The sequence below is a fragment of the Lentzea sp. NBRC 102530 genome, from assembly GCF_030269365.1.
Taxonomy (GTDB): Bacteria; Actinomycetota; Actinomycetes; order Mycobacteriales; family Pseudonocardiaceae; genus Lentzea.
Genome location: NZ_BSTF01000015.1, coordinates 1 through 25,371 on the forward strand (window position 1 = coordinate 1; position 25,371 = coordinate 25,371).

The window sequence follows — 25,371 nt, forward strand, 5'->3', positions numbered from 1 at the left end:
TCCGCTGCCTCAAACGCTACCTCGCCCGCGAGATCTATCCCCGCCTCATCGCAGACCTCGCCGCCATACCCAGCACAGCTTGACAATCCATAGGAGCATCTTCGGGGCCCTTGCGAGGCGCTGGTCGACCGGAAAAGGCCAGGCTGAAAAGCGCCCGGCCGATCCACGAGGGGTAGCACCTCGCACCCGAAGTCAAGCCCCAATCCCACGCGTACGTGGTCGGGTTGGGCGCGTACGTCACCACACCGGCTCGACGGTTCAGCCAAGACTGACGGCTCGCCTGCGGCATCGTTCTCCCCAAGCCATTGGTCGCCCAGCTCTCGGCTACCGCATCTCCCCGCCTGGCCATCTCGGCTCGCCGTCTCCCCGGCTCGCCTCTGCGTCCGCACAGCACTCGGCCCCCGGCTCCTGCTGGAGCCGGGGGCCGCGGTGTGGCGGTCGGGGTGGGTCAGCCTGCGAGTGCGCGCACTCGGCGGAGGACCTCGTCGGTGCCCAGGGTGCGGGCCACGGCGTGCAGGTCCGGGCTCGCCTTCGAGCCCGTGAGGGCCACGCGGATGAGCTGTGCGGCCTCGCGGATCGAGCCCGGGTAGGCGTCCGGGTTCTTCTTCAGTTCCTTCGGGTTCGGGGCGAAGCCGTGCTTCGCCGCGAGCTCGCGGATCTGGCCGAACCACTCCTGGCCGTCCTCCAGGTCGGCGTAGCCGTCCGCGAAGTCCGCGGTGAAGGCGGCGATCAGCTCGGGCGGGAGGCCGCCGAGGCGTTCGTCGGCCTTGTCGGAGACGAGCGGGAAGAGGGACGGGAAGAAGAAGCCGTAGGCGGTGCGGAAGTCCGACCACTTGCGGAGGTCCTTGCGCGGGTTCGCGACCTCCGGGCCGCGCTCGACCTTCAGGGCGGCCAGGGCCACGTCCCGCTCCTCGGAGAGAACGGTGACCAGCTCCGGGTCGTACGAGGCGGCCCACGTCGAGACGCGGTCGATGATCTCCTCGCCGGAGAGGGTGGCGACGTAGTCGGCGCAGATGTCGTCGAGCTTCACGAGGTCTACCAGGGGGCCCGCCACGCCGCACTCGGCGAGGTTGATCGGGGACTCCAGGGCCTCGGCCAGCGGCAGTTCGGCCAGGCGGGCGTTCACCAGGCCGCGCAGGTAGTACTGGACGGCCTCGGCCGGGAAGCCCGCCTCGATGAAGTACTCGACGGAGGCTTCCGGGTCCTTGCGCTTCGAGAGCTTGCGGCGGGAGCCGCCCTGCTGCTTCATCAGCGGCGCGATGTGGGCGTACTCGACGCGGTCGAAGCCGAGGGCGTCGAAGAGCTGCAGGTGGGTCGGGACGGAGGAGATCCACTCCTCGCCGCGGATCACCAGGTTCACGCGCATCAGGTGGTCGTCGACCGCGTGCGCGAAGTGGTAGGTGGGCAGGCGCGGGGACTGGTCGGACGCCTTGAGGATGACGACGTCGTTGCGGTTGGCCTCGTGCTCCAGGGTGCCGCGGATGGCGTCGACGAACGACGTGCGCTCCCCCGGCTTGCCCGGCGAGCGGAAGCGGACGACGTACGGGCGGCCCTCGTCCAAAGCGGCCTGAACGTCTTCGGCCGTCTTGTCGCGCCAGATCGCCCAGCGGCCGTAGTAGCCGGTGGGGAGCTTGGTGGCCTGCTGGCGCGCGGTGATGTCGGCCAGCTCCTCCTTCGTCGCGAAGCACAGGTACGCGTGGCCGGTGCGCAGCAGTTCGCGCACGTAGGTCAGGTAGATCTGCTCGCGCTGCGACTGGTGGTACGGGCCGTAGGCGCCCACGGAGTCGGCCTCGTCGGGCTGGATGCCGAAGTAGGCGAACGCCTTGTTGAACTGCTCGACGGCGCCGGGCACCTCGCGGGCCTGGTCGGTGTCCTCGACGCGCACGATGTACGAGCCACCGGAGTGGGTCGCGATGTCGCGGTCGATCGAGCCGACGTACAGGCCGCCGATGTGCAGGAAACCGGTCGGGGACGGACCCAGGCGGACGACCTTCGCGCCTTCCGCCAGCCCGCGGGGCGGGTACTGCTCCTCCCAGAAGGACGGCTCAGGCAGGTCCGAGGGGAACAGGGCGTCGACGACGGCACGGTCGAGCATCGCTAAGGGTCTCCATAACCGGGGTGAAAGAAGTCCTCCCAGGTTAGCAACGCGGGCCAGCCGAAATGCCGCGCCCCAGATCAAGAGCTTAAGCTCACGCGTCATGGCCAAGTACCTCGACGTCCACCCGGTCAACCCGCAGAAGCGCGCCATCGACCAGGCCGTGCGGATCCTGCAGGAGGACGGCCTGATCGCGTACCCGACCGACTCCTGCTACGCGCTCGGCTGCCGTCTCGGCAACAAGGACGGCATCGACCGCATCCGCGAGATCCGCAAGCTCGACGACAAGCACCACTTCACGCTGATGTGCGAGAACTTCGCGCAGCTCGGGCAGTTCGTGGTGGTGGACAACGCGGTGTTCCGCGCGATCAAGGCCTCCACGCCGGGCAACTACACGTTCATCCTGCCCGCGACGAAGGAGGTGCCGCGCCGCATGATGCATCCGAAGAAGAAGACGGTGGGCGCGCGCATCCCCGACCACGTCGTCACGCAGGCGCTGCTCGAGGCGATGGGCGAGCCGCTGCTGACGTCCACCCTGCTGCTGCCCGACGAGGCGGAGCCGCTGATCGACGGCTGGGAGATCAAGGAACGCCTCGACCACGTGGTGGACGCGGTGATCGACTCCGGGGAGTGCGGCACCACGCCCACCACGGTGGTGGACTTCTCGAGCGGCGAGGCCGAGATCATCCGCTACGGCGCGGGTGACGCGACCAGGTTCGAATAGACCGCTAGGACACGACCAGCGCGTAGTCGGCGTCGGTCGCGGCCGTCTCGACGTGACCGTCCACGTTGACGGCGGTCGCGATCACCTCGATCGTCCAGGTGCCCGCGGCGGTCGTCTGGAGCAGGACGTTCTCCACGGTGTCGACGGTGTTCGCGGACCCGCCCGCGGTGGAGAAGTTGCCCGCCAGCAGGCCGTTGTTGCCCCAGTAGACGGTGCCGTTGGGGGCGGTGACCTTCAGCGTCAGGTCGTTGACGGTGGCCTTGGCCGCGGTCGGCGAACCGGCCGGGTCCGTGTAGGCCAGCGTCGCGCGCAGCGGCGTCTGCCCGTTGGACGTGAACGAGTACTTGCGCGACTGACCGGTCGTGAGCAGGTCCGTCTCGTTCACCAGCACGGGCAGCTTCCAGCCACCTGCCTTCGCACGGTCGTACATGTTGCGGACGGACGCGGTGCCCCAACCCTGGTGCGTGCGCGTCTGGTCGTGCGTGGTGCCCGAGAACGTGTGCTGGTTGGCGGTGTTGACGAGCAACGCCTTGGCGGTGGCCGCGTGCGGACGCGACGCGAACACGTCACGGCCCTTGCCGGGGCCGCCGTCGAACACGCCGTCGGCCCACATCTGGAACATCAGACCGGCGTTGCCGCAGGTGATCGGCGTGGCGCCGGACGTGCCGCCGAACGACGTGGTGTACGCGGTGTCGTTCGTGGACGTCGTGGTGTCGATGCGGTCGTAGTAGTTGGAGATCTCCGGCTTGATGCGGCCGTCGGAGGCGGGGCCGATCGACGCTCCGCCGTTCCACTTGTCGTCGGCGCGGTCGATCGTGTTGTAGTGGTAGTGCCCGCCGACGGACAGCACGTTCTTCGCCCACGCCTGCGGCCGCGAGCTCCTGGTGCCCGCGTTGCTCTGCGACTGGCAGATCAGGATGTCGTGGTCGAACACGATCCGGTCCATCTGCTGCGAGATCGAGTTGTACGACGTGGTGAGCGAGTCACCCCAGCTGTTGGACTGGAACACCGCGCGGTACTGGCCGGCCGGGTCCACGAGCTGCTTGGTGTGCGTGTAGCGGTCACCGGAGCCGTAGATCGCGAAGATGCCCTGCGCCTCGGGCAGCAGGCCGCGGTGCGCGGACGAGACGCCGGACGCGAAGATCTGCCCGTACGTTGACGTGCCGTGCGAGGTGCTCGTCGAGTTGCCAGTGTGCATCAACGGCGGGCGCGCGCGGAACTCCTGGTGCGTGGTGCGCAGGCCGCCGTCCATCACCTCGCCCCGCACGCCCTGGCCCCGGTAGTTGCCGACGCTCTCGATGTAGTTGGCGCCGGACGACTCTCGCGAGATCGCCATGTCGGTCTCCGGCGCGGACACCGGGTCGATCGCGGCGACGGCGGGCAGCTTCGCGAGCTGCGCGGCCTGGCCCGCGTCCAGGTTCGCGAGGATGTGCTCACGGCTGGCGGAGATGGTGTTCACCTTGCCGCCCAAGGACTTCACCTTGGCGGCGACGGCCTTCTGGTCGCGCTCGTCCTGCTGGACCAGCGTGATCAGGTAGTCGGACGAGCCGAGCGCCATGATCTGCGGCTGGGCCTGGAACGGCCGCACGTCACGCACGTAGCTCAGCCGCGAGACGCGCGCGGTGCTCGTCATGCGGGCGAGGTAGGTGCCGTTCTCGACGAACGTCCCGAGCCGCACGCCGAGGCCTTGCAGCTGGTGCCGCTGGCCGTCGGACAGGGTCGTGCGGAACTGGAGCAGGTAGGCGCTCTCGGCCGGTGCGGCGACGGCAGGAACGCCGCTGACCAGCGCGAACACCGTCGCGACTGACAACATTGTGCGCAGCACGAAGAAACCTCCATCGGCAGGGGTGGCGATGACCGGAGGGAGTCACCGCCCGTGACCAGCACGTTACCGGTAAAGGCCTGGTCAAGGCATCAGTCGTTCGGCGGTGATCATCTCGTTTGGCGGTGTAGCAGAATCCGTTCGCACACCGCCGTTGCGTTCACCCGGATGGTGCATCCGGAGTAACGTCCGATCAGGTAAGCCCGACATGCCCGGCAAAGCATTTCCGCGCGGAGGACGGATGTCTGTCGCACCTGAGCAGCTGATGGAAGAACTGCGCACCCTCTGCCGGGGGCGCGGAGTCCAGACTCCCGGTATCGACTTGCACGTCGGACCGGCGTTGCGCCAGGTGTGCGGCATCGTCGAGACGGACGGCGCGGAGGCGGTGCGCCAGAAACTGCGCGACTGGGTCGCGAACGCCGCGCGCGCTTTCCCCGTCGAGGTCCGCAACGCCGTTCTGGCGCCGCTCGGACTGCACGACGAAGCGCAGTTCCGGTTCCTCAACGAACGGATCGAGTGGCTCGCGCGCCAGCAGGACAGGGGCGCCCGGACGGTCCGCAGGCGGATGGACGCCGGGCTGCAGCGCCTGGTGGAGGTGGCGCTGCAGCCGGCCCCCTCGACGACGCACGTGGCGCCGTCAGAACTGTGGCACGTCAAGGAGTTCGACGCGCTGCTCAAGCTGGACGGTCCGACGCCCGCGTGCACGGAGCGCCGGACCGTGGTGGCCGACACCGACGGTGTCAACGAGATCGCGTGGTCGATCACGATCCCGTCCCCCACGCCCGACGGGGCTCCAGGTGACCTGGACGTGGAGGTGTTGCACGGGGTCGAGCTCATCGGCCACGAACGTCCGTCTCCGCGGCGGTTCCTGATGAAGCTGCGGTTGCCCCGACCCCTCAACGCGGGGCAAACGCACCAGTTCGCACTGGAAGTGCGCGTGCCGCGCGGACAATCGATGCGTCCGACCTACGTGTTCTGGCCGGAGCGGATGTGCGAGTCGTTCCGGTTGCGGGTGCGGTTCGACCGGGACGACCTCCCGGACGCGGTGTGGCGCGTCGAGGAAGCCCTCGCGCGCGACACCGACGACCTGTCCCCTTGGCCGCAAGCCTTGCCGCTGGACGAGATCGGGGAGATCGACGTGATGTTCCCTCATCCGCGTCAGGGCAGGGGCTACGGCGTGCAGTGGACCCCTCGGGACTAGTCCGGCTGGTACTCAGATCATCTCGGTGCAGAAGTGCGGTTCCACGGCTGACACCTCCCTCGAAGGCTGGGGAGAACCGCAGTCCGAAATGAAGTCAGATCACCGTGGCGATGAAGACGCTGCCGACCATGAATCCCACGAAAAGGCAGACGGCGGCAACCTTCATGACGGTGGCGAGAGAGCAGATCATTCTCATCGAGAAATTCACCTTCTCCATCTGACTGGCATTTCGGCTGTGTTCTCGCCGATGCCTCAAGAGTGGCTTTTCGCCAGTCGGATGAGAATGGGTTTCCTGTTTCACGCTGAATGAGGAAACCCCGGGAAACGCTTTATTGCAGGCTCTTGCGGCGCAACGCCATCACGAGCAGCGCGTGCGAGCTGCCGGCGTGCGGCAGCTTGCCCTGCCCGACCAGGTCGAGCGCGTGGCAGAAGGGCATCGTGCGCACCCTCAGGTCGGCCTCTCCCGGCCCGAGCGACGGTTCGCCCTGGGTGAGGTCGGTCGCCAGGTAGATGTGGTCGACGTGGTTGCTGAGGCTGTCGGCGCCGTGGATCTGGCCGATCGACTCCCACTTCGCCGCGCGCAACCCGGTCTCCTCAGCGAGTTCGCGGCGGGCGGCGGACAACGGGTCGGGGTCCGCCTCGTCGACGGCGCCGCCGGGCAGCCGCCACTCCGTGCCGCCGTGCGTGTAGATCCACTGCCTGGTCAGCACGACCTCGTCGTCGTCGCGCAGCGCGAGGATCGTGACCGATCCGGGTGCCACGACGTGCGTGTAGGTGTCACGACCGCCGTCGGGTCTCACGACGCTGTCGGAGCGCACCTCGAACCAAGGCGACCGGTGGATCACGTTGGTCGCCAAGCGCTGCCAGACCATCACCACACCAGCCGCCTCGTCGGACCGCGTCATCACCATGACTCACATGGAACCACCGCGAACCGCTTCAGTTAGCCCCAGTTGATCGTCAATCTCCGGCCAATAAGTGGACATTCCGCATTGGCAACTTTGTCCACGTCCACACTTCCGGGGGAGGGGGTGAAGTCGTTGTCGCCCACGTTCGCCCAGGAGGTTCGCCGCCTGCGCAACGAGCGCGGGCTCTCACTCAGCCAGATGACCGGTCTCGTACCGTACAGCAAGGGACACCTCAGCAAGATCGAGAACGGCCAGGTCCACCCGAACCCCGAAATGGCGCGCCTCTTCGACAACGTCCTGCAGGCCGACGGCCACCTGATCGACCTCGCCGACGCCCCCGCCCGTCCCGTCCCGAGCGACCACGCGACGCTGCTGACGTACGACTCGATGTTCGACCACCACCGCGCCCTCGGCCACCGCCAGAGCCCGGACATCGTGCTGTCGAGCATGCGCCCCCAGGTGGACGTCCTGAGCTCCATGGCCCGCTCCGCCGACGACCCGGGCCTCGGCCGCGGCCTGTGGCTGCTGGCGGCCCGCTACGCCGAGTACGCGGGCTGGATGGAGCAGGAACGCGGCGACGACGCCTCCGCCGCCGAACTCACCCGCCGCGCCGTCCAGTACGCGGCCAAGGGCGGCGACCCCGACCTGGAGGCCTACGCCTACGTGCGCGCCTCGGAGTTCGCGCTGTACCGGGGTGACGCGCACGCCACCGTCGCCTTCGCCCGCAAGGCGGGCAAGTCCCGTTCGACGGCCGTGCAAGCCGTGGCCGCGCAACGAGAAGCGCAGGGCTACGCGCTCGCCGGTGCCGCCGACCGCTGCCAGGAGGCCCTGGACCGCGCCGACGAACTGCAGCGCACGGTCAGCGAATCCCGGTACGGCACAACGAGTCTCGTCGACCAGGTGGCCATCGCGCGCGCCTGGTCGTTCCACGACCTGGGCCGCCACACCGAGGCCGCCGCCATCCTCGACACGCAGCTGCCGCTCATCGCGCCCGACTCCCTGCGCGCCCGCACCCGCTTCGGCCTGCGCCGCGCCCTCGCGCACGCGGCGGCGGGCGAGGTCGAGCACGCCTGCGCCCTCGTCGTCGACCTGCTGGGCGACATCCGCCAGGTGCGGTCGGCGACCGTCCACATAGACCTGACGGCGTTCAGCAAGCTGTTGTCCCGCTTGCGCCCCGCCGCGGGCCGCGAGGTGGCAGCCGAGATAGCCGAAATCCTCTTCGCCTAGGCCCCCGACCAGAGCTCTCTCCACCATCACGAGCCTGCTTCACGTTGCTGAACCGCACGCGGGGACCTTTCGTTCGCGTGGGGCGAATGAAAGGTCCCCGCGTGCGGCAAGGAAACGTGAAGCGGGTTCGTGTTGGGACGGGCTGGCCTCCGGACGGCCTAGGAGGCCGCGCGGCTTTCGCGTTCGAGCGCCTCCGCCATCTCCACCCAGGCCTCCGCGCACCCGCGTGCCATGTCCGCCACCAGTTCCCGGCAGTGCGACGGCACCCCGGACACGACGGTGGCCCACTCCCCCTGCGACACGGCGTGCGCCTCCAGCCAGCGCAGCACCAGCCGCCCGTGCTCGTTGAACCGCAGCGACGGATCCCGGCGCAGGATCGGCAGCGTGGCGTCCGGGTCCCGCACCTCGCCCCTGGCGGCGGGCAGCACGGCCTCGGCGCGTTCGGCCGCGCGCATCCGCTCCGGAACGGGGTCGAGCCCCAGGCTCAGCCGACGACGCACGTCCCGCACGGTGCCGGGCGACACCCCGGCCGCACGGGCGATGTCGCGCAACGACGCGTCGGGGCGTTCCTGCACCATCCGGCCCGCCAGGCGGCGTCCGGCGGCGGAGTTCACCGGACGGATCTTGCCGTCGCGGCCCACCCGCACCGGTGCCTGGCCGCCGACGGCGCGGCGCAGGACTCCGACGGACTTGGCGGCGAGGCCGGTGGCGGCCGCGATGGCGCGGTCCGACCACTGCGGGTGCGAGCGCAGCAGGCGGCGGGCGGCGGCCTCGCGGTCGGCGGTCGAGAGCGTCGCGAGGTTCAGCGACACGGACAGGCCGAACACGTCCTCCACCGGTCCGTCGACGTACTCGACCTCGACGGCGCGGCAGCCCCGCAGGACCGCGGCCTTGAGGCGGTGGGTGCCGTCGACGACCTTCATCGTCGGGCGGTGCACGACGATCGGCGGCAGGTGGGCGCCGGACGACGCCAGCGACCGGATGAAGTCGTCGTTGTGGCCGCGCAGCCGCGGCGACTCGGCGGACCGCAACGCGGTGATGTCTACGAGCATGCGAAATCAAGCCCCCCAGGCTGTGTCCCCCAGAACCCCCAGGTGTCCGGGTACGACCCGAGAAGGTTAGCTACTCGTTCAACGGGAGCGCCACTCAATCGCGGGACACACGTCCATCACCATGTGCAGCCCGGCCGCGCGGGCACGTGCGTACGCGGCGTCGTCGACCACGCCGAGCTGGAACCACACGGCCTTCGCGCCGATCGCCACGGCCTCGTCGGCGAACTGGCCCGCGTCCTCCGAACGGCGGAACACGTCCACGACGTCGACCGGGAACGGGATGTCGGCGAGCGTGGCGTAGCCCTGCTCGCCGTGCACGGTCTCGGCGGACGGGTGCACGGGCACGATCTTCTTGCCGCGTTGCTGGAGGAACCGCGCCACGCCGTGGGCCGCGCGGGACGGGTTGTCCGAGAGCCCCACGACGGCCCAGACCTGGCAGTTCTCGAGGATCCAGTCGACGTCTTCGCGCATGCCTCCAACACTAACCCTGTGACGCCGGTCACAATTCCCGCGAGTCGGTCGAAACAGCGGGGACCCCGATCGACGCCTGGGTAGAAACGCACCGGACGCGAAGGAGATCGAGATGCGGTTCATGGTCATCGTCAAGGCCAACGAGGACTCCGAGAGCGGCAGGATGCCGACGACCGAGGAGCTCACCGAGATGGGCGACTACAACGAGGAGCTGGTCAAGGCCGGGGTGATGCTCGCGGGTGACGGCCTCTACCCGAGTGCGAAGGGCGCGCGGGTCGCGTTCGACGGCAAGGGCGCGACGACGGTCATCGACGGTCCGTTCACCGAGACCAAGGAACTCATCGCGGGCTTCTGGATCTGGGAGCTGCCGAGCCTGCAGGACGCCGTGGAGTGGCTGAAGAAGGCGCCGTTCTCCGAGGGCGAGGTCGAGATCCGCCAGATCCACGGCCCCGAGGCGTTCGGCGACGCACTGACGCCGGAGATCCAGGCGCAGGAGGACCGGCTGCGCGAGCAGGTCGCCGCGCGCAATCAGTGAGTGCGCGGCAGCGGCACTTCCGGCGCTGAGTGAGCGGTGAGCGCGACGCTCAGCGTCAGCAACGCCCGCGGCGAGGTCGGACGGCAGCCGGTGAGCCGTTCGATCAGCCGCAGGCGGTGGTCGAGGGTGCTGCGGTGGACGTCGAGCGTGCGCGCCGCGGCCGTGCGGTTGCCGTCCTCGGCGAGGAACGCCCGCAGCGCGTCCAGCAACATCGGTTCCGCCACCACCGGTTCGATCATGCGGGTCAGCCGCGCGGCGACGTGCGGCCGGCGCAGCACCGCGAAGTCCGCGAGCACGTCCCGCAGCTCGTAGACACCGGGCGGGCGACCGAACGCGATCCGCAGGACGTCCTCGGCCGTCGCGCGGGCGGTGGCGAGGTCGCGGCGGGGTGCCCAGGACACGGCCATCCAGACGTCCGCGCCCAGCCGGTCGTGCAGCGCGCGGGCCAGCGCGACCTGGTCGTCCTGCGGGCACGGCAGCAGCGCGTACCCGCCGTACACGCCGTCGAGCACGAGCGCGTCGTGGTTGTCGCGCAACGCCTCGACGACCAGAGCGCAGGGGTCCTCTGTGGACGCGCAGTACGCGACCACCGCGTACGAGAGCGCCAGTCCGTCGGAACTTCCGTTGTCCCGTCCCGAAAGCAGCGTCCCGGCCAGCTGCCGGCGGGTCGCCACGTCCTCGACCGGCGGGAGGTCGAACGGGCTGAGGATGTCCCGCAGCAAGTCTCCCAGCAGCCCGCTGTCCAGCACGGTGGTCACGCGTCGCCTCCTCGGGTGTCGCCGCGGGTGTCCCGCCGAAAACGCTAGGGAAACACCTGCGGCCCGCACAGCCCGCTTGAGGGAGGCTTGACGTTGCCCAAGATCGACTGAAGTCGTTCAGCCCCAGGCGTTCGCGCGGCCCATGCCGATCGCCGTGCCGAGAACGGCGAGGTCACGTGGGTTGACCGGGCTCAGTCCGGTGAGCTGCTCGACCTGCCACAGCCGGTAGTCGATGGTGCTGCGGTGGATGAACAGCTTCTTGACAGCTGAAGCCCTGTTGCCGCCGGCCTCCAGCAGCGCCAGGACCGTGTCCACCAGCACGGGGTTCGCCAGCAGCGGCGCGACGACCCTGTCCAGTTCGTCGCGCACCTCCCGGGTGTCCGTCATCGCGCTCTCGAACAGCACGTCGTCGATCCGGTACACGCCGGGCGGTCTCCCGAGCGACGCCACCAGCGCGTCGATCTCGTCGGCCTCCTCGCGCGCCAGCGCAACGCGCGCGGCGGGGCGTCCGGCGACGCTCAGCCACACCTCGCCGCCGAGTTCGGCGCACACGCTCCGGCACGCGGCGAGCGCGGCCGGTTCCGCGACCGGCAGCAGCAGGTGACCCGATGACGAGAGCAGCACTGTCCCGCGTCGACGGAAAGCGTTTACCACGTTCTCCGGCAACGCTCCGCGCACCGCGACGACCGCGTAGGACGCGGCGGCGGAGTCCGGCGCGTCCCCGGCGAGGACCGCGTCCGCCAGTCCGTCCTCGGCCGCGCAGAACGCGGACATCAGCTCTGCGGCCAGCGCGGTTCCGGCGGCGGCGACGGCACGGGCGTCCCCGCCGCCGTCCAGCACGGTCTCGGTGAGCACCCCGTCGGCGGCCCGCAGGGCCGCGACCACCTGCGGGACAGGCGTTTTCGCGGCTCGCAGCCGCGACCCGGCGCGGTGCGCGGCGGTGACGGCGGCGTCCTCCCAGCCGTCGGCGTCCGCGGCGGCGGCGCGGTAGACGGCGAGGAACTCCTCGTGCAGCAGGCGACCGACGTCGAACGGCACGGGCGCGCTCCCCTCTCCCCCGTTGCAGGATCGCAGCGGCAGCAGTGGGGAAATCCCCAGGTGTTGTCCAGCGCAACGCCAGTGCCACCCGCCCTAACGTCGGACGCATGGCACCTCAGCTGCTCGCCCCGGCGCGGCCGCCGATCCTCAGCCCGTCGAACGAGGCGTGGCGCCAGTTCGCGCAGGCGCTCGACCCCGTCGAGTTCGGCCGCGGTGACGTGCTGCTGCGGCTCGGCGCCCCCACCGAGCACCTGTACGTGCTGCGCTCGGGCAAGGCCAAGACGTGCTGCACCTCCCCCGACGGCCGCGAGCTCGTGCTCGACTTCCACTGCCAGGGCGACCTGCTGGTGGAACCGACGCTGTTCGACGCGGCGCCGTCGGTGTCGACGACGGTCGCGATCACCGACGTGCGGGCGGGCCGGATCGCGCGCGCCGACCTCACGAAGTGGCTCGCGCTGTGCCCGGAGATCACCGACCGGCTGCTGGGCTGCGTCGCCCGCCGCCAGCGCGAGTCGCACCAGATGCGCATGGACGTGGTGCAGCTGGACGCCCCGGCGCGGATCGCGAAAGCGTTGCTGCGTCTGGCGGGCCGGTTCTCGGCCGACCGCCGCGGGGCGCCGTTGATGATCGAGGACCTCACCCAGGAGGAGCTCGGCCAGTACATCGGGGCACGCCGCGACACCGTGAACAAGACGCTCTCGGACTTCGCCCAGCGCGGATGGATCGCGATCGAGCGCAAGAGCATCTTCCTGACCGCCCCGGCCCAGCTCGCCCGCCGGGTCCGCGTGGGCATGCCCGCGGTGCCGGCGCAGCGCTGAGATCCCCAGCGGACAACCGAAAACGGCCGGGAGGACTGTCCTCCCGGCCGTGTGCCACGAAGCTCACTCCGCCAGGCTCAGCTCCGGCCACACCAGCGTCGTGGCGCCCCAGGTGAGGCCGCCGCCGAACGCCGTCAGCAGCACCTTCTGCCCGGCGCGCAGCTCGCCCGTCCGCACCCCGTGCGCGAGGGCCAGCGGGATCGACGCGGCGGAGGTGTTGCCGACGTCGGCGATGTTGGAGACGAACTTCTCGCGCGGCACGTCGAGCTCCGCCGACACGGCGTCGAGGATGCGGACGTTGGCCTGGTGCGCGATCACCCGGTCCACCTCGGACACGGCCCAGCCGCGCCGCTTGACGGCGTTGCGCGAGGCCTCCGCCATGCGGGCGACGGCGTTCGCGAAGACCTCGCGGCCCTCCATCCGGAAGAACTCGTCGCCGGGCGGCGGCACGGCGTCACGCGACGACCGCTGGCGCGACCCGCCGGCCCGCACGGTGATCAGGTCGGACCGCGCGCCGTCCGAACCGAGGTCGAACGGCCCGAGCGCGCCCGGTTCGTCCGGGGACCCGGCCCGCAGCACCACCGCGCCCGCGCCGTCGCCGAAGATGACGGAGGTGGTGCGGTCCCGCGGGTCGAGGATCGTCGAGTAGGCGTCGCCGCCGATGACCAGCAGGCTGTCCGCGGTGCCGGCCGTGATCAGCCCGGCGCCGACGCCCAGCCCGTACACGAAGCCCGTGCACACGGCGGCGATGTCGAACGCGGGCACGTCGACCAGGCCGAGCCGGGACGCGATCTCCGGTGCCGACGCGGGACACGGCCGGTCCGGCGTCGTGGTCGCGAGGACGACGCCGCCCGCGCCGGGCACGCCCGCCGACCGCAACGCCCGCCGCGCCGCCTCGACCGACAGGTCCGAGGTGGCCGTTCCCGGGGCTACGACGTGCCGGGTGACGACTCCGATCCGGGACCGGATCCACTCGTCGGTCGTGTCGAGCCGCGCGGTCAGCTCGTCGTTGGTGACCACCCGCGGCGGGAGCCAGGACCCGAGTCCCGTGACCACGGCTGCGCGCATTCTCCGGCCTTCCCCGAGCATCCGTCCGGTCGTGGTGCGAGTCCTACTTGATGTAGTCGGCGGAGACCACGGGCGGCCAGCTGGCGACGCTCAGCACGCCCAGGCTGTAGGCGCGCGACACCAGCGCCGCGCGGTTGGGGGCCTTGAGCTTCTTCAGCATGGTGCCGACGTGGTACTCGACGCCCTGCCGCGACAGGAACAGGCGCGAGGCGAGCCGCACGGTGGACACGCCGGTGGCGATGCCCTCGAGGATGCGGGCGTCGAGCTCGGTGAGGATGCGGTTGCGGTCGACCACGACGGCGTTGGGCTGCTCGCCCTTCTCCGGGTTCACGACGACGACGAACTGCACCAGGTCGCCGTGCACGTCGTGGACGGCGATGCCGGTGATGTCACCGGTGAAGACGGCGTGGTGCGGGCCGATGCCCGCGAGGTGCTCGACGAAGCGCTGGCGGTGGCCGTCGACGAGGCGGTCGAACTGCTTGCGCATCGGGCCGTGCACGCCGGGGTGCAGCAGCTCGTAGAAGCTGGTGCCCACCAGCGACTCGCGGGAGTGGCCGAACTGCTTCACGAAGTCGTCGTTCGCCTCGACCACGCGCAGCTGGAGGTCCAGGCGGGCGAGACAGAGTCCGGAGCGTTCGAGCAGGGAGCGGAACACGTCGGCGTCCGGAACGCCGGCGGTGCGGTCAGTGACGAACGTTCCTGCGGCAGCGGTGTACATCGGACTGATTCCCTCTCGATCTCGTAGAACTCGGCTTTTCCGTGTCCGCGGTGCGACCGGACGGGCGGAAGAGAAACTTGAGGCGGCGCGAGGCGAACTAGGTTTATTTCTGGTTTTCGACCTCGACTGGGTGAATCGTAGGAAGAGTCAGCGAGCCGGGTCACCGAGCTTGGAGGTGTGTGCCCCGATGTTGTGGTGGGCGCGGGGCAGGGGTTCGGGGAGGCGTCCACGTCTTTCGGTCGGACGTTTCGGGTGCGTCTCACCTGATGCCTCAAGAGCTACCCTGAGCTGCGAAGATGTCGCGTCAGCCGATCGAGACGCCACAGCGCGGTAACTGAGGTGCCACTCAACTATGAGGGATGGCGGCACAAGAAATTCGTAGATGTTGCGCCCGCGTTAAGCGGTGGGAGGACAGGCCCGCGCGAGTGCGCCCGGCAGTTCCGTGCGGCGGCGGATGCCGAGCTTGCGGAACGAGTTGGTGAGGTGCTTCTCGATCGCGCGGGACGTCACGTCGAGTTCTTCGGCGATTTCGGCGTTGGTGAGGCCGCGGACGACGAGCCGCGCCACTTTGTACTCGGCGCGGGTCAGCACCACGACCGTGCCGGGCGAATTACCGTCGAGTTCCCGCGCGATTCGAGACGCGAGCCTTTGCGCACCGCTCTCCACCGCGAGTTGATACGCCAGCCGGAGGTGCTGCTGCCCCGATCCCGAGCCATCGGCCCGTTCGCGCGCGCCGAGCTGGAGCAACGCCTTGGCCCGTTCGAACGGGTTCGCGTGCAGGACCTCGACGGCCTCACGCACCATGCCGAGCCCCTGGGCACCGGGCGTGTAGCGGCCGAGCATGCACAACGCCCGTCCGACGCCGAGCGGCGCACCCCATTCCACGGCCCGCTCCCACGCCTGCGCGGCGAAGTCCTGTGCGGCCGCCAGATCACCGAGCTGCGCGTGCAGCCGCGCGGTCAGCACGCACCACGGCAGCAGCACCGGGTTGCGCCAGCCGATGGCGTCGAACACGCGCCCGCAGTCGAGCAGGTGGTCGAGCGCCTGCCGGTAGTCGCCCGCCGTGGCCGCGCCCGCCGCGTGCAGCATCCGGTACACGGCCTCGACGCCCGGCGGTTCGTCTCGGTCGGGCCGGGACGCGACGACCCGCGCGATCAGGTCGGGTTCGCGCAGGTCGATCGCGACGGCCATGAGCCCGACCGCGGCGGTCGTGGTGTCGCCGCGCCAGTCGAGCACGGCGAGGTCGACCGCGCGTTCGGCCGCCGCGCGCGCCTCCCCCGGCCGGCCGAGGTGCATGTGCACGAACGACTGCTGCGCGAGGATCAACGCCTGCTCGACGCTGCCGCCCGCCTGCGCGAACGCCTGGTCGAGCCACGGCACGGTCTCGGCGGCGGCGTCCGCGGTGGCGAGCACCTTGATGAGCAGCGGCAGCGCGGTGTGCACCTGCCGAGGATGGGGTGGTTCCTGCTTCAGCACGGCCAGCCCGATGTCCGCGACCCGGTGCGCGGGCAGCCGCGCGGTGAGCATCGCGGCTTCGAGCAGCACGATCTGGAGCTCGCGTTCGCCGGGGGTCGTGCCGCCGATCTGCTGGAGGCGTTCGGCGGAGTCGGCGAGCAGCGCGGGATCGGAGTGCCACACGTACCGCTGCCGCGCCTCCAGCCGGTGCGCGAGCTCCTGGTCGTGGCCGAGGCTCGCGGCGACGTCGTCGATCAGGTCGCGCACGGGCCGGGGCGCGGACCCGAGCGCGGTGGGCGCGATCCGCACGAGCGCCGCGGCCCGTTGTTCGACCGTCCGGAACAGCGGCACGGCGGCCGTGATGTGCCGGACGGACGCGGCCGGGTCGAAGAACCGTTCCGCGGTCGCGAGGTCGACGAGCAGCCGCGCGCGTTGCTCGGACTCCGCGGGCACGTCCCGCAACGCGCGCCGCAGGTACCGCGCGGCGACCTCGGGAGCACCCCGGCGCAACGCGGTCGCGGCGGCCTCACCGAGCGTCTCGACCGCCCACCGCCCGTGCGCGGACCCGGCCGCGAGCAGCCGTGCGGCGACCTGTTCGGCGGGCCTCCCGTTGTCGTGCAACACCTTCACGGCCCGGTGCTGCCAGTCCTCGCGTTCGGCGACCGGCATGGACTCCTCGATGGCGTCCCTGATCACCGGCCGGCTCAGCACGAGCCCGGCCTGGTCGAGGATCCGCTGCGCCTGCGCCGCCTGCGCCTCGGTGAGCCCGGCGAGCCGCCCGGCCAGTTCGTCGTCGCCGAGCACGGCCACCGCCCGCGCGAAGTCCTGCGCGTGCCGCGGCTGCGCGGCGAAGTCGCGCACCAGCCGTTCGCGCAGCCGGGCGGGCCGCAGTTCGAGGACGTGCGGCACCTGGTCGGCGGACGGGCTGGTGATGTGCTGGAGCACCGCGCGCAGGAACATCGGGTTGCCGTCGGTGACCGCGTGGCAGGCGGCCACGAACTCGTCGTCGGGACGCCGGCCGGTGCGCTGCTCGACCAGCTTCGCGATGGCGCCCCGCGACAACGGTTCCGGCCGGATCGCGGTGCACTCGAGGAAGCCGCTCTCGACGTCGCGGGTGGCGACGACGAGCAGGACGGGGTGGTCGCCCGGGGTCGCCGACAGCGCGACGAGCCACCGCCGGGACGGTTCGTCGACCCACTGGAGGTCGTCGATCAGCAGCAGGACCGGCCGTCGCGCGCTCATCGCGCGGGTCAGCGCGATGAGACCGCTGTTCGCCGCGTCCTGCACGGCGAACGCCGAGTCGTCCGCCGTGTCCTCCTCGAACACCGGCCGCGCGAGTCCGGCGGGTCCGGTGAGCAGGTCCGCGCAGCCGCCCGCCAGCACCGGGTCGAACAGCTGCCGGGCGACGCCGAACGCGAAGTCCCGCTCCAGCAACGAACACGTGGCGGTGAGGACGTGGCAGTCCTCCGCCCGGTCCGCCAGTGCGGCGAGCAGCGCGGACTTGCCGGACCCGAGCGGCCCGGCGATGACGATCCGGTCGCCGCGACCCGCGCGGACGCGCTCCAGGGCGCCGGTGAGCAGGCGCAGGTCGTCGGCGCGTTCGAGCAGCGTCATCACGAGGCCAGGTGGTCCGCCAGCTCCGCACGGCTGGAGATCCCGAGTTTGCGGTACGCCCGGGTCAGGTGCACCTCGACCGTCCGCAGCGTCACGGACAGGCGTTCGGCGATGACCCGGTTCGTCGCACCGGACGCGGCCAGCTCCACGACCTTGCGCTCGCTCGCGGTCAGCACCGCCATGCCGTCCGCGGTGGACGGCACGCGCATCCGCCCGCCGGCGCCGAGCAGCAACGCCCTGGCGGAGTCCGCGAGGGGACGACTGCCCGCCCGCAACGCGAGCCCGACGGCCGCGCGCAGGTGCGTGCGCGCCTGCTTGGGCTGCTCGAACTCGGTGTGCCGCGTGCCGAGCAGCAGTTCGGTGCGGGCCTGCTGCAGCAGCGACGGCACGGCGGCGAACCCGTCCGAGGCGGCCTTCGCCATGTCCAGCGCGCCGTGCCCCGTCGTCGTGTAGGCCCTGGCCAGCAGCGAGAACGCGGCTGCTTCGCGGGACGGCCACGCCCTGGCGAGCCGGTCCACCTCGCGCACGGCGGCCGACGCGTCGTGGCCCGCCTCGGTGAGGACCTGGACGATGTCGATCCACGTCGGCAACGCGCTGGGGTCGCTCATGCCGACGGCCGTCAGCACCGTCTGGCAGGCCGCCATCCGTTCCGCCGCCACCGCGAGCCCGCCCCGGGTGTACGCGAGCCACGCGGACGCGCGCAGGTACTCGCGGTGGGCCGGCGTCAGGTGCCGGATGTCGTCCTCGTCGACCTCGCCGAGCAGCCGCTCCGCGAGCGGGGTGTCGCCGGTCTGCACCGACAGCCACGCCAGCAGGATCGTCGCCCTGGGCAGGTCCCAGTCGCCGTCGCGCACGGCCTGGACCGCCGCGGCCGCGTCCGCGGTGGCCCGCTGGAGGTCGCCCAGCGACATGTGGGCGAGCGCCCGCTGGAACAGCGAGCGGCACAGCGCGAGCGAGTCCCCGTTGCAGGAGAAGGCGTCCACGGCCCGGTCGAGGACGGCGAGCGCGTCCGCGCTGTGCCCGGCCACCCGCAGGACGGCCGCGGCGGACAGCATCGACCAGTCGGTCAGCGCGTCGGAGTCGGCGAGCGCGGCCCGTGCGTGGCCCACGGCCTCGTGCACCGCGCCGCCGCCGCGCATGGTGGCTTCGGCGACGACGCCGAGCAGGCAGCGCTGGGCGGTCGTGTCGCACGCGGGCGGTGGCGTGGCGTTCCGCGCGGCGGCCGCGGCGGTGTGCGCGTCGTCGAGGTCGATCGACAGCTGCACGGCGTCGAGCAGCGTGGTGAGGTCCTCGGGCAGCGCGGGATCGCGGGCCAGGCGCAGGAACGTGCGCGTCCGCCCGGTCAGCGCGTGCTTGACGGCGACGGCGGCCCTCAGGTCCGGGTCGGTGGTGCGGTGGAACGCTGCGGCGAGGTGTTCGCACGCCTGGGCGGGGTCGTGCCGGGACAGCTCGGTCGCGAGGTTCACCCGCAGTTCGATGTCGTCCGGGTGCAGCTCCACCAACCGGCGCAGGTACCTCGACGCGTCCTGCGCCCGTCCGCCCGCCGCGGCCTCGTGCAGGACCTGCGACATCCACGGCGCGTCGACGGCGGGCAGGTGCACGAGCTGGTCCGCGACCGCCCGCGCGTCGTGCCCCGACTCGTCGAGCACGACGGCCGCGCGGTGCCGCAGGTCGACGACCTCGGCCGGGTCGAGCACGTCGAGCACGCCCGCCCGGTACCAGGCGCGGACGTGCTCGGGCAGGCCGTCGCCCAGCAGGTGCTGGCGGCGCAGCGCGGAGATGCCGGTCTCGGCGACGCGCTCGGACACCCCGGCGAGCGGGCCGACGAGTTCCTCGCGGTCGACGACGACGAGCGCGGCGGCGATGGCGCGCAGGTGGGCGGGCTGGTCGCGCAACCGGCGTGCGGCCACGAGCTCGACGGACTCCTGGCGCAACGCGCGTGCGGCGCGGATGTCGGCGAGCACGGTCGCGAGGTGGCTCGGGACCCCGCCGGAGAGTTCGAGGCACAGGCTCGTGAACCCGGCGTCCGGCGGGAAGTCCAGGGTCGTGGAGATCATGTCGACCACCTGCGGCGCGGTGAGCGGCGGGAGGTCCACCACGTGCGCGCTGGCGAGATCGGCCTGCACCGCGCGGTCGTGCGACAGCACCAGGCTGACCGGTTCGTCACCGAGCCTGCGCACCACGAAGTCGGCCCAGTGCACGGTCGCGTCGTCGCAGGCGTCCAGGTCGTCGATGACGAGGCAGACGGGCGAGCGTTGCGACAACGCCACCACGTCGCGCCACATGCCGCGGTACACGCGGTGGAAGGTGGCGGCGGACGGGTCGGCGAGTTCCGGGACCCGCACCCCCGCCTGGGCGAGCAGCCTGCGCGCGACGGCGAGCGGCCGGCGTTCGCCCCGCCCACCGGCGCTCAGCACCGTCGTCCCCGCCTTCGACTCGGTGGCGGCGACCCTGCCCAGAACAGCGGACTTGCCGCACCCGCGGCCCCCGCGGACGAGCACGGCCCGCGCACCCCGGCCACGGCGGGCGGCGGTCGTCTGGTGGGCCACAGCGGTGAGCACGCTCTCACGACCGATGAGCTCCGGCTGCTCGTCCACCGCCCACCGCCTCAGGCTCGAAGAAAGACCCAGGACTCCAGGATAAATGCCTCAGGTGACAGGACCGCAAACTCCGCGTGGCAAGTGGCAAAGTCGGGCACGGTGTTTCGCCCTCCACGGGTAGCGAATCCACCGCAGGTTCCAGTCAGTGAACTAATACGCCACCGCGCGGCCGGGCACAACCCGGTAGAGGCCCGGTTTCTCGAGCAGAAACGCGAGCCCGAACCGCGTGAGGAACTCACCGAAGGCCGTGTCCACGAAGTCGTCGGCGGGCGGGCCGTCCCGCGTCCCGGCGGCGGCGCGGGCGACCTCGACGGCGGTGCTCTCGTAGACGACGTGGTCCGGCAGGTCGCCCGCGAAGTACCCGCGTGCCAGCGAGATCGGCGCCGCGCTGTCGTCGAGGAAGCCCACCACGTCCCACCTGCCCCCGGTCGCCTCGCTGAGCGAGAGACGGGCGGCGACCTCGGACGAGGTGGCGTAGGTGACGCGGTAGCCGCGCCGCACCAGTTCCTCGATCACCGCGAGCGCCGGCAGCGCCTGCCCCTGCGCGGGATTGGCGAAGATCGCCACGTGCCGCCGTCCCGCGCCGATCTCCTCGGTCATCGGCAATGGCTCCCCTTCTGCGAATGACGTGCTGTCAGATGTCGTTGTACGGCATTTCAGGCTCGGGAATCCCTCACTTTCGCATTGTTCGCGAGCCGCGACCCGCTGTCCGGCCCGTACCCGAGTCGGCCACCGGCGGCGAACCCGGGCAGTTCCCCGGCGCACGTTGGCTGACAGGTCCGCGGGGCGGCGGCGAGCATCTGCGGAATCGCCCGCGAGTCGCCAGGACCAATAACGCCGAGAAGGGCGAACGGCTCAGCCGGGTGGGGCACGCCGGTCCTGTGCAGCCACTTCACCGCCGGGTGGGTTCGTCGGAAACGCGGCCCGACGACGTCGCGCTCGCGGCCCGTGGCGTTCTCACAGTCCGGGACGGAAAAGTCCCCGGCGTGGTGGCGACGATGATCGCGCCGGGTTTGCGATCGTGCCGATGCCTTGCCGCACAGCACCTTTCCTGAGCACATCTGGCAGGAAACGACCAGATTCGACAGATCGCGGGCGGCGGCCTTTCGCGGTGCGGACGGCGAACGTCGCGGAATGCCGGCGGGATCCTCCGCCGAAGTCTGCCCGGTCGGACGAGGCGGTGGGCTCAGGCGGTGCTCGGCAGGTACGAGTGCAGGTCCGCCGGCAGGTCCTTCCGGTACTTCACGTTCAGCTTCCGGTACACCCTGGTCAGGTGCTGCTCGATCGTCGAGGGCGTGATGTACAGCTTCGAGGCGATCTCCCGGTTCGTGTACCCGACGGCGGCCAGCGCCGCGACCCGCCGTTCCGCGTCGGTCAGCGTCGCGATCGGGTCCACGGGCTTCTCGTCCGCCACCGCGTCCTCGTCGGCCTTCGCCCGCGACGGCAGCATCTCCTCGCGCAACTCCGCCGCGTCGCACAGGTTCGCCACGTGCCAGGCCCGCCGCGCCACCGTCCAGGCCCGCCGGTGCTCCCGCAACGCCTGGTGCGCCTTGGACAGGTCGGCCAGGGCACGCGCCAGCTCGTACTGGTCGCCGTGCTCCTCCAGGACCACCACCGCGTCCTGCAGCAGCTGCGGCCGGTGGTGCGGCTGGCTCGCCGCCGCCAGCAACCGCAACGCCACTCCTCGGGTCCGCGACGCGCCGGGTCCCAGCCGGGTCAGCTGCTCGTTGATCAGCCGCTTCGCCTCGTCCCGGTTGGCGCCGTGCAGCAACCAGGCCTCGGCGGCCGACGTCCGCCACGGCACGACCCCCGGCTGGTCCACGCCCCACGAGGTCATCAGCTCGCCGCAGGACAGGAAGTCGGCCACCGCCGCGAAGTGCCGGGAGGTCGCCAGGTAGTGGTGGCCGCGCGCGTGCAGGTAGTGCAGCCCGTACCGCGACTGGAACATCGCCTCGGGCACCGGCTGCTCCAGGAACGAGGCCGCGTCCTCGTGCCGGCCCATCCTGGTGGCCGCGCCGATCAGGATCCCCAGCGGCATCCCCACCCCGACGCCCCACCCGCCGGCGGGCATGAGGTCCAGGGCGGTCCGCGCGTGGTCGAAGGCCGCGGTCAGGTCACCGCGGCGCAGCGACACCTCGGCCCGCACGCAGGAGAAGAACGAGCCGGCCACGGCGAGGTTCTTGGCCCGGGCCTCGTCCAGCAGCCGGTCGCACCACGGCCCGGCGACGTCCAGCCGGTCCGCGTACACCAGCGCCTGCAACGCGAGCACCGCCGACTCCGGCCCCCACCACCCGGAGTCCGACGGCCGCGCCGCCTGCAGCACGTGCTCGGCGTCGGTGGCGGCCCCGGCGTTGTTGCCGCAGGTCAGCACGCTCGCGAGCGCCGTGACGGCCTTCAGCATCGGACCGGAGGTCAGGCTCACGGTCCGGCTCTTCACCGTGTCGGGGCCGGGGTTGCGCCGGGCCAGCGTCGGGTGCGAGCACGCGAGCCACAGCTCCATCGCCCGCAGGCCGGCGCCGGCGGACGACGCCCGGCGCACCCGGTCCATCGCCTCGGTGGCCTCGACGACCTGGCCGTTCCACAGCATCGGCCGCACCAGCAGCGCCGCGTCGTGGTCGGAGACCTGACCGGACCGCAACGCCGGCACCACCGCGCCCAGCCGGCGCCCCGCGGCCGACGGGTTGACCCGCCACTCGACGCGCATCAGCTTCGCCGCGATCGCCGCCCGCCCGTGGACGTCGGCGCACGCCCGGTGAGCGAGCTCCAGGTAGCGCAGGGCGGTGTCGACCTGTTCGTCGCGCAACGCGTGCTCGGCCGCCTCCTCGAGGACCGGCACCGTCCAGTGGCTCCCGGAGTGGTCGGCCATCACCAGGTGCGGAGCGATCTCGATCGCGGGCGCGCCTTCGTCGTGCAGCAGCAGAGCCGCCCCGAGGTACATGTCCTTACGGTCCTGAGTGGACAGGTCGTCCAGCACCGCGTCGCGGGCGGCGGGGTCGCGGAACCAGCCGTCCGCCAGCAACCCGGCCTGGTTCATCACGTCCAGGGCGGACGCCACGGTCTCGGCGTCGGCACCGGCCAGCCGTCCCAGGGACTCCGCGGTGGCCTGTTCGCCGGTCACGGCCAGGGCCCGCGCCACCGCCAGCACGGGGTTCTCGCAGCGGTGCAGACAGCTGACCAGGGCGCGCCGGTAGCCGGGTCCGATCACCAGAGCGCCGTCGTCGCGCGGCCTGCCGAGGCGTTGATCGTCCAGCAACGCCCGCACCAGCAACGGATTGCCGCCGGACAGGGCCATCGCCTCGCCGGCACCGGACTCGAACAGGAGGTCCACGGACGCCAGCGGCGCCAGCCGCACCTCCCGGTGGTGCGGATGCCGCAACAACTCCGTGTGCAGTTCGGTGTGCGCGGCCCGCGGCGAGGCGGTCTCGGTCAGCACCAGCAACACCTTCGCCTGTCCCAGCCGGCGGATCAGGTAGAGCAGCCAGTGCAGCGACGAGGGATCGGCGTGCTGCACGTCGTCGATGCCGATCACCAACGGCCTGTCGGCCACCAGGTCGAGCAACGCCAGGCACAGCGCGTGCAGCTGGTGCGCACTGGGACCGTCCGCCGCACGGGCCGCGACGTCCAGCAGGGAACCCACCGGCTCGGGAACGTCCAGCGGGTGGAAGACCTGACTCACCACGCCCAGCGGCAGGTCGCGTTCGAACGCCGAACAGGTCGCCTTCACGAACAGCACGCCGCAGGCCTCGCCGAACGCGTGCAGCAGCTCGGTCTTGCCGGAGGCCACCGGGCCGGTGAGCAGAGCGACCTTGCCGGATCCTGACAGGGAATCCGCCAGCAGCGCGTCCAGGGCGGCCCAGTGGCCGTCCCGCTCTACCAGGCCCGCAAGCCTCGCCCTGGTAACACTGCCGTCGGACGTCCCGGTCATGATGAGTACCTCTCGCCGAGAAACCGCCGTGCCGCGGCGCGGTGGGTGCGGTCGAGGCACCACCGCGTTCCCCCGGAGCGCGGGCATGACGGGTCGGCCACGAGCGTCGCAGGAGGGCCCGTCCCCCACAATTCGGTGCGCGCCGCTTCTAGGTTTTCCCCTGGAGTCCCGGCGTTCGTGCTCGGCTAGCGGCCGCGGCGGGGTTTCGCGCGTTTGGCGGGCTGCTTCTTCTGCGCGGGTGCGGGACCGCGTCGCCGCTGTTGCCCGGGGGCCTGCTTCTGCTTGGCCTGCTTGGCTTGTTCGGGTGCGGGACCGCGCGTGCTGTTGACCGAGCGGCCGCGCACGATGCCGATCATGTGCTCGACGAGTTCGGGGTTCTCGTCGCGGATCGGGAACGACAGCGCGACGCGGGACTGCGGCGCGTCGGTGAGCGGCACGTACTTCAGGTCCTTGCGGTGGTGCAGCCGCGCGAGCGACTGCGGCACGACCAGCACCCCGACGCCCGCCGCCACGACCTGGATCGCGTCCGCGGTGGTCTCCGGCCGTTCGACCGGCGCCTGGCCCGGGACCTCGTCCCAGCCGAGCGGGTCGTCGAGCGGCTGCCACAGGACCTGCCCGGCGAGGTCCTCAAGGGACAGTTCGTCGGCCGCGGCGAACTCGTGGTCCTTCGGGAACACGACGACCGTGGTCTCGGTGTAGAGCGGGATCGCGTGCAGGTCCTCGCGGTCGCCGGGCAGCCTGAGCAGCGCGGCGTCGGCCTCGCCCGAGCGCACCTTCGCGGCGGCTTCGGCGACGGTCACCTGCACGAGGGTCAGCGGGGTCTCCGGCAGGCGTTCCTGCCAGACCCCCGCCCACTTGCCCGGCGTCACGCCTGGGACGTACGCGAGCGTGAACGATCCGGTCACGCGCTGAGGCTACCGGACGCAGCCGTTGCTCCCTGTGCCATTACCCTTGGGCGTCATGAAGGCCGAGCAGACCATGAAACCCGCCACCGCCGCGAAGAAGCTCGGCGTGTACCTGGAAGCCACTCCCGAGGAGTTCCAGGCGGGTGTCGTGTCGCGCGACGAGCTCAACGAACTGCAGGCCAACCCGCCGCAGTGGCTCGCGGACCTGCGCCGCAACGGCCCGCACCCCAAGCAGCTGATCGCGCAGAAGCTCGGCATCTCGACCAGCGGCCTGGTGCGCGCCGGCATCACCGAGGCGCTGACCACCGAGCAGATCAACGCCCTGAAGGAGGAGAACCCGGACTGGCTGGTCCGGGAGCGCAACACCTTCAAGGAGTTCAAGGCCGAAGAGGCACGCCTGGCGGAGAAGGCGCGCCTCGAAGCCGAGTCGGAGTGAC

21 protein-coding genes are annotated in these 25,371 nt (G+C 71.4%); 6 read left to right on the top strand and 15 right to left on the bottom strand.

Annotation, left to right across the window (positions count from 1 at the left end):
• Window positions 1–448: 448 nt before the first annotated feature.
• Window positions 449–2,095 (bottom strand): glutamate--tRNA ligase, encoded by a 1,647-nt coding sequence (locus tag QSK25_RS33095; protein ID WP_285644169.1) that lies wholly within the window; start codon window positions 2,093–2,095, stop codon window positions 449–451.
• A gap of 103 nt (window positions 2,096–2,198) precedes the next feature.
• Between QSK25_RS33095 and QSK25_RS33100 the strand changes: the two genes are divergently transcribed.
• The gene (locus QSK25_RS33100; RefSeq protein ID WP_285644171.1) at window positions 2,199–2,819 is read left to right on the top strand and encodes an L-threonylcarbamoyladenylate synthase; all 621 of its coding nucleotides are present in this window, start codon (window positions 2,199–2,201) and stop codon (window positions 2,817–2,819) included.
• A gap of 4 nt (window positions 2,820–2,823) precedes the next feature.
• On the opposite strand, the gene QSK25_RS33105 is transcribed toward QSK25_RS33100, so the two are convergent.
• Window positions 2,824–4,644, bottom strand: a complete 1,821-nt coding sequence (locus QSK25_RS33105; RefSeq protein WP_285644173.1) for a S8 family serine peptidase — start codon at window positions 4,642–4,644, stop codon at window positions 2,824–2,826.
• A gap of 238 nt (window positions 4,645–4,882) precedes the next feature.
• Here QSK25_RS33105 and QSK25_RS33110 point away from each other — a divergent pair, with 238 nt between their 5' ends.
• On the top strand, window positions 4,883–5,842 hold the full coding sequence (locus QSK25_RS33110; protein ID WP_285644175.1) for a hypothetical protein: 960 nt from the start codon (window positions 4,883–4,885) through the stop codon (window positions 5,840–5,842).
• 94 nt (window positions 5,843–5,936) lie between these two features.
• Here QSK25_RS33110 and QSK25_RS33115 read toward each other — a convergent pair whose 3' ends face one another.
• A complete protein-coding gene (locus QSK25_RS33115) occupies window positions 5,937–6,143 on the bottom strand; it encodes a hypothetical protein (RefSeq protein WP_285644176.1) in 207 nt (68 codons plus the stop codon).
• Between the two features lie 28 nt (window positions 6,144–6,171).
• Complete coding sequence (locus QSK25_RS33120) at window positions 6,172–6,753, bottom strand: NUDIX domain-containing protein (protein ID WP_285644177.1); 582 nt, start codon at window positions 6,751–6,753, stop codon at window positions 6,172–6,174.
• A gap of 120 nt (window positions 6,754–6,873) precedes the next feature.
• Between QSK25_RS33120 and QSK25_RS33125 the strand changes: the two genes are divergently transcribed.
• The gene (locus tag QSK25_RS33125) at window positions 6,874–7,977 is read left to right on the top strand and encodes a helix-turn-helix domain-containing protein (RefSeq protein ID WP_285644179.1); all 1,104 of its coding nucleotides are present in this window, start codon (window positions 6,874–6,876) and stop codon (window positions 7,975–7,977) included.
• 158 nt (window positions 7,978–8,135) lie between these two features.
• Here the strand turns inward: QSK25_RS33125 and QSK25_RS33130 are convergent, their stop codons facing one another.
• On the bottom strand, window positions 8,136–9,029 hold the full coding sequence (locus tag QSK25_RS33130; RefSeq protein WP_285644181.1) for a ParB/RepB/Spo0J family partition protein: 894 nt from the start codon (window positions 9,027–9,029) through the stop codon (window positions 8,136–8,138).
• Between the two features lie 78 nt (window positions 9,030–9,107).
• Window positions 9,108–9,500, bottom strand: a complete 393-nt coding sequence (locus QSK25_RS33135) for a CoA-binding protein (protein ID WP_285644182.1) — start codon at window positions 9,498–9,500, stop codon at window positions 9,108–9,110.
• 112 nt (window positions 9,501–9,612) lie between these two features.
• On the opposite strand from QSK25_RS33135, the gene QSK25_RS33140 reads away from it, so the two are divergent.
• Window positions 9,613–10,035, top strand: a complete 423-nt coding sequence (locus tag QSK25_RS33140; protein ID WP_285644183.1) for a YciI family protein — start codon at window positions 9,613–9,615, stop codon at window positions 10,033–10,035.
• Here the strand turns inward: QSK25_RS33140 and QSK25_RS33145 are convergent.
• Together QSK25_RS33145 and QSK25_RS33150 are read right to left on the bottom strand one after the other, a co-directional pair.
• On the bottom strand, window positions 10,029–10,793 hold the full coding sequence (locus QSK25_RS33145; RefSeq protein ID WP_285644184.1) for a PucR family transcriptional regulator: 765 nt from the start codon (window positions 10,791–10,793) through the stop codon (window positions 10,029–10,031). The genes QSK25_RS33140 and QSK25_RS33145 overlap by 7 nt on opposite strands.
• A 117-nt stretch (window positions 10,794–10,910) precedes the next feature.
• Window positions 10,911–11,831, bottom strand: a complete 921-nt coding sequence (locus tag QSK25_RS33150) for a PucR family transcriptional regulator (RefSeq protein WP_285644185.1) — start codon at window positions 11,829–11,831, stop codon at window positions 10,911–10,913.
• A 107-nt stretch (window positions 11,832–11,938) separates the two neighbouring features.
• On the opposite strand from QSK25_RS33150, the gene QSK25_RS33155 reads away from it, so the two are divergent.
• Window positions 11,939–12,649 carry a Crp/Fnr family transcriptional regulator gene (locus QSK25_RS33155; RefSeq protein WP_285644186.1) on the top strand — a complete coding sequence of 237 codons (711 nt, stop codon included), beginning with the start codon at window positions 11,939–11,941 and terminating at the stop codon, window positions 12,647–12,649.
• Between the two features lie 63 nt (window positions 12,650–12,712).
• Here the strand turns inward: QSK25_RS33155 and QSK25_RS33160 are convergent, their stop codons facing one another.
• The 7 genes from QSK25_RS33160 to QSK25_RS33190 form a co-directional block, all read right to left on the bottom strand.
• Window positions 12,713–13,717, bottom strand: a complete 1,005-nt coding sequence (locus QSK25_RS33160; RefSeq protein ID WP_285644187.1) for a beta-ketoacyl-ACP synthase III — start codon at window positions 13,715–13,717, stop codon at window positions 12,713–12,715.
• Window positions 13,718–13,760: 43 nt separating this feature from the next.
• A complete protein-coding gene (locus QSK25_RS33165) occupies window positions 13,761–14,435 on the bottom strand; it encodes a helix-turn-helix transcriptional regulator (protein ID WP_285644188.1) in 675 nt (224 codons plus the stop codon).
• 396 nt (window positions 14,436–14,831) lie between these two features.
• Window positions 14,832–17,504 carry an AAA family ATPase gene (locus tag QSK25_RS33170; RefSeq protein WP_285644466.1) on the bottom strand — a complete coding sequence of 891 codons (2,673 nt, stop codon included), beginning with the start codon at window positions 17,502–17,504 and terminating at the stop codon, window positions 14,832–14,834.
• Window positions 17,504–20,101 (bottom strand): helix-turn-helix transcriptional regulator, encoded by a 2,598-nt coding sequence (locus QSK25_RS33175; protein ID WP_285644189.1) that lies wholly within the window; start codon window positions 20,099–20,101, stop codon window positions 17,504–17,506. Before QSK25_RS33175 ends, QSK25_RS33170 begins: the two co-directional genes overlap by 1 nt.
• 153 nt (window positions 20,102–20,254) lie before the next feature.
• Window positions 20,255–20,704, bottom strand: coding sequence for a glycosyltransferase (locus tag QSK25_RS33180; RefSeq protein WP_285644190.1), 450 nt, complete (start codon window positions 20,702–20,704; stop codon window positions 20,255–20,257).
• A 586-nt stretch (window positions 20,705–21,290) separates the two neighbouring features.
• Window positions 21,291–24,029, bottom strand: coding sequence for a helix-turn-helix transcriptional regulator (locus QSK25_RS33185; protein WP_285644191.1), 2,739 nt, complete (start codon window positions 24,027–24,029; stop codon window positions 21,291–21,293).
• A gap of 185 nt (window positions 24,030–24,214) precedes the next feature.
• The gene (locus tag QSK25_RS33190; RefSeq protein WP_285644192.1) at window positions 24,215–24,934 is read right to left on the bottom strand and encodes a LysR substrate-binding domain-containing protein; all 720 of its coding nucleotides are present in this window, start codon (window positions 24,932–24,934) and stop codon (window positions 24,215–24,217) included.
• 73 nt (window positions 24,935–25,007) lie between these two features.
• On the opposite strand from QSK25_RS33190, the gene QSK25_RS33195 reads away from it, so the two are divergent.
• A complete protein-coding gene (locus QSK25_RS33195; protein WP_285644467.1) occupies window positions 25,008–25,370 on the top strand; it encodes a DUF5997 family protein in 363 nt (120 codons plus the stop codon).
• Window position 25,371 lies beyond the last annotated feature (1 nt).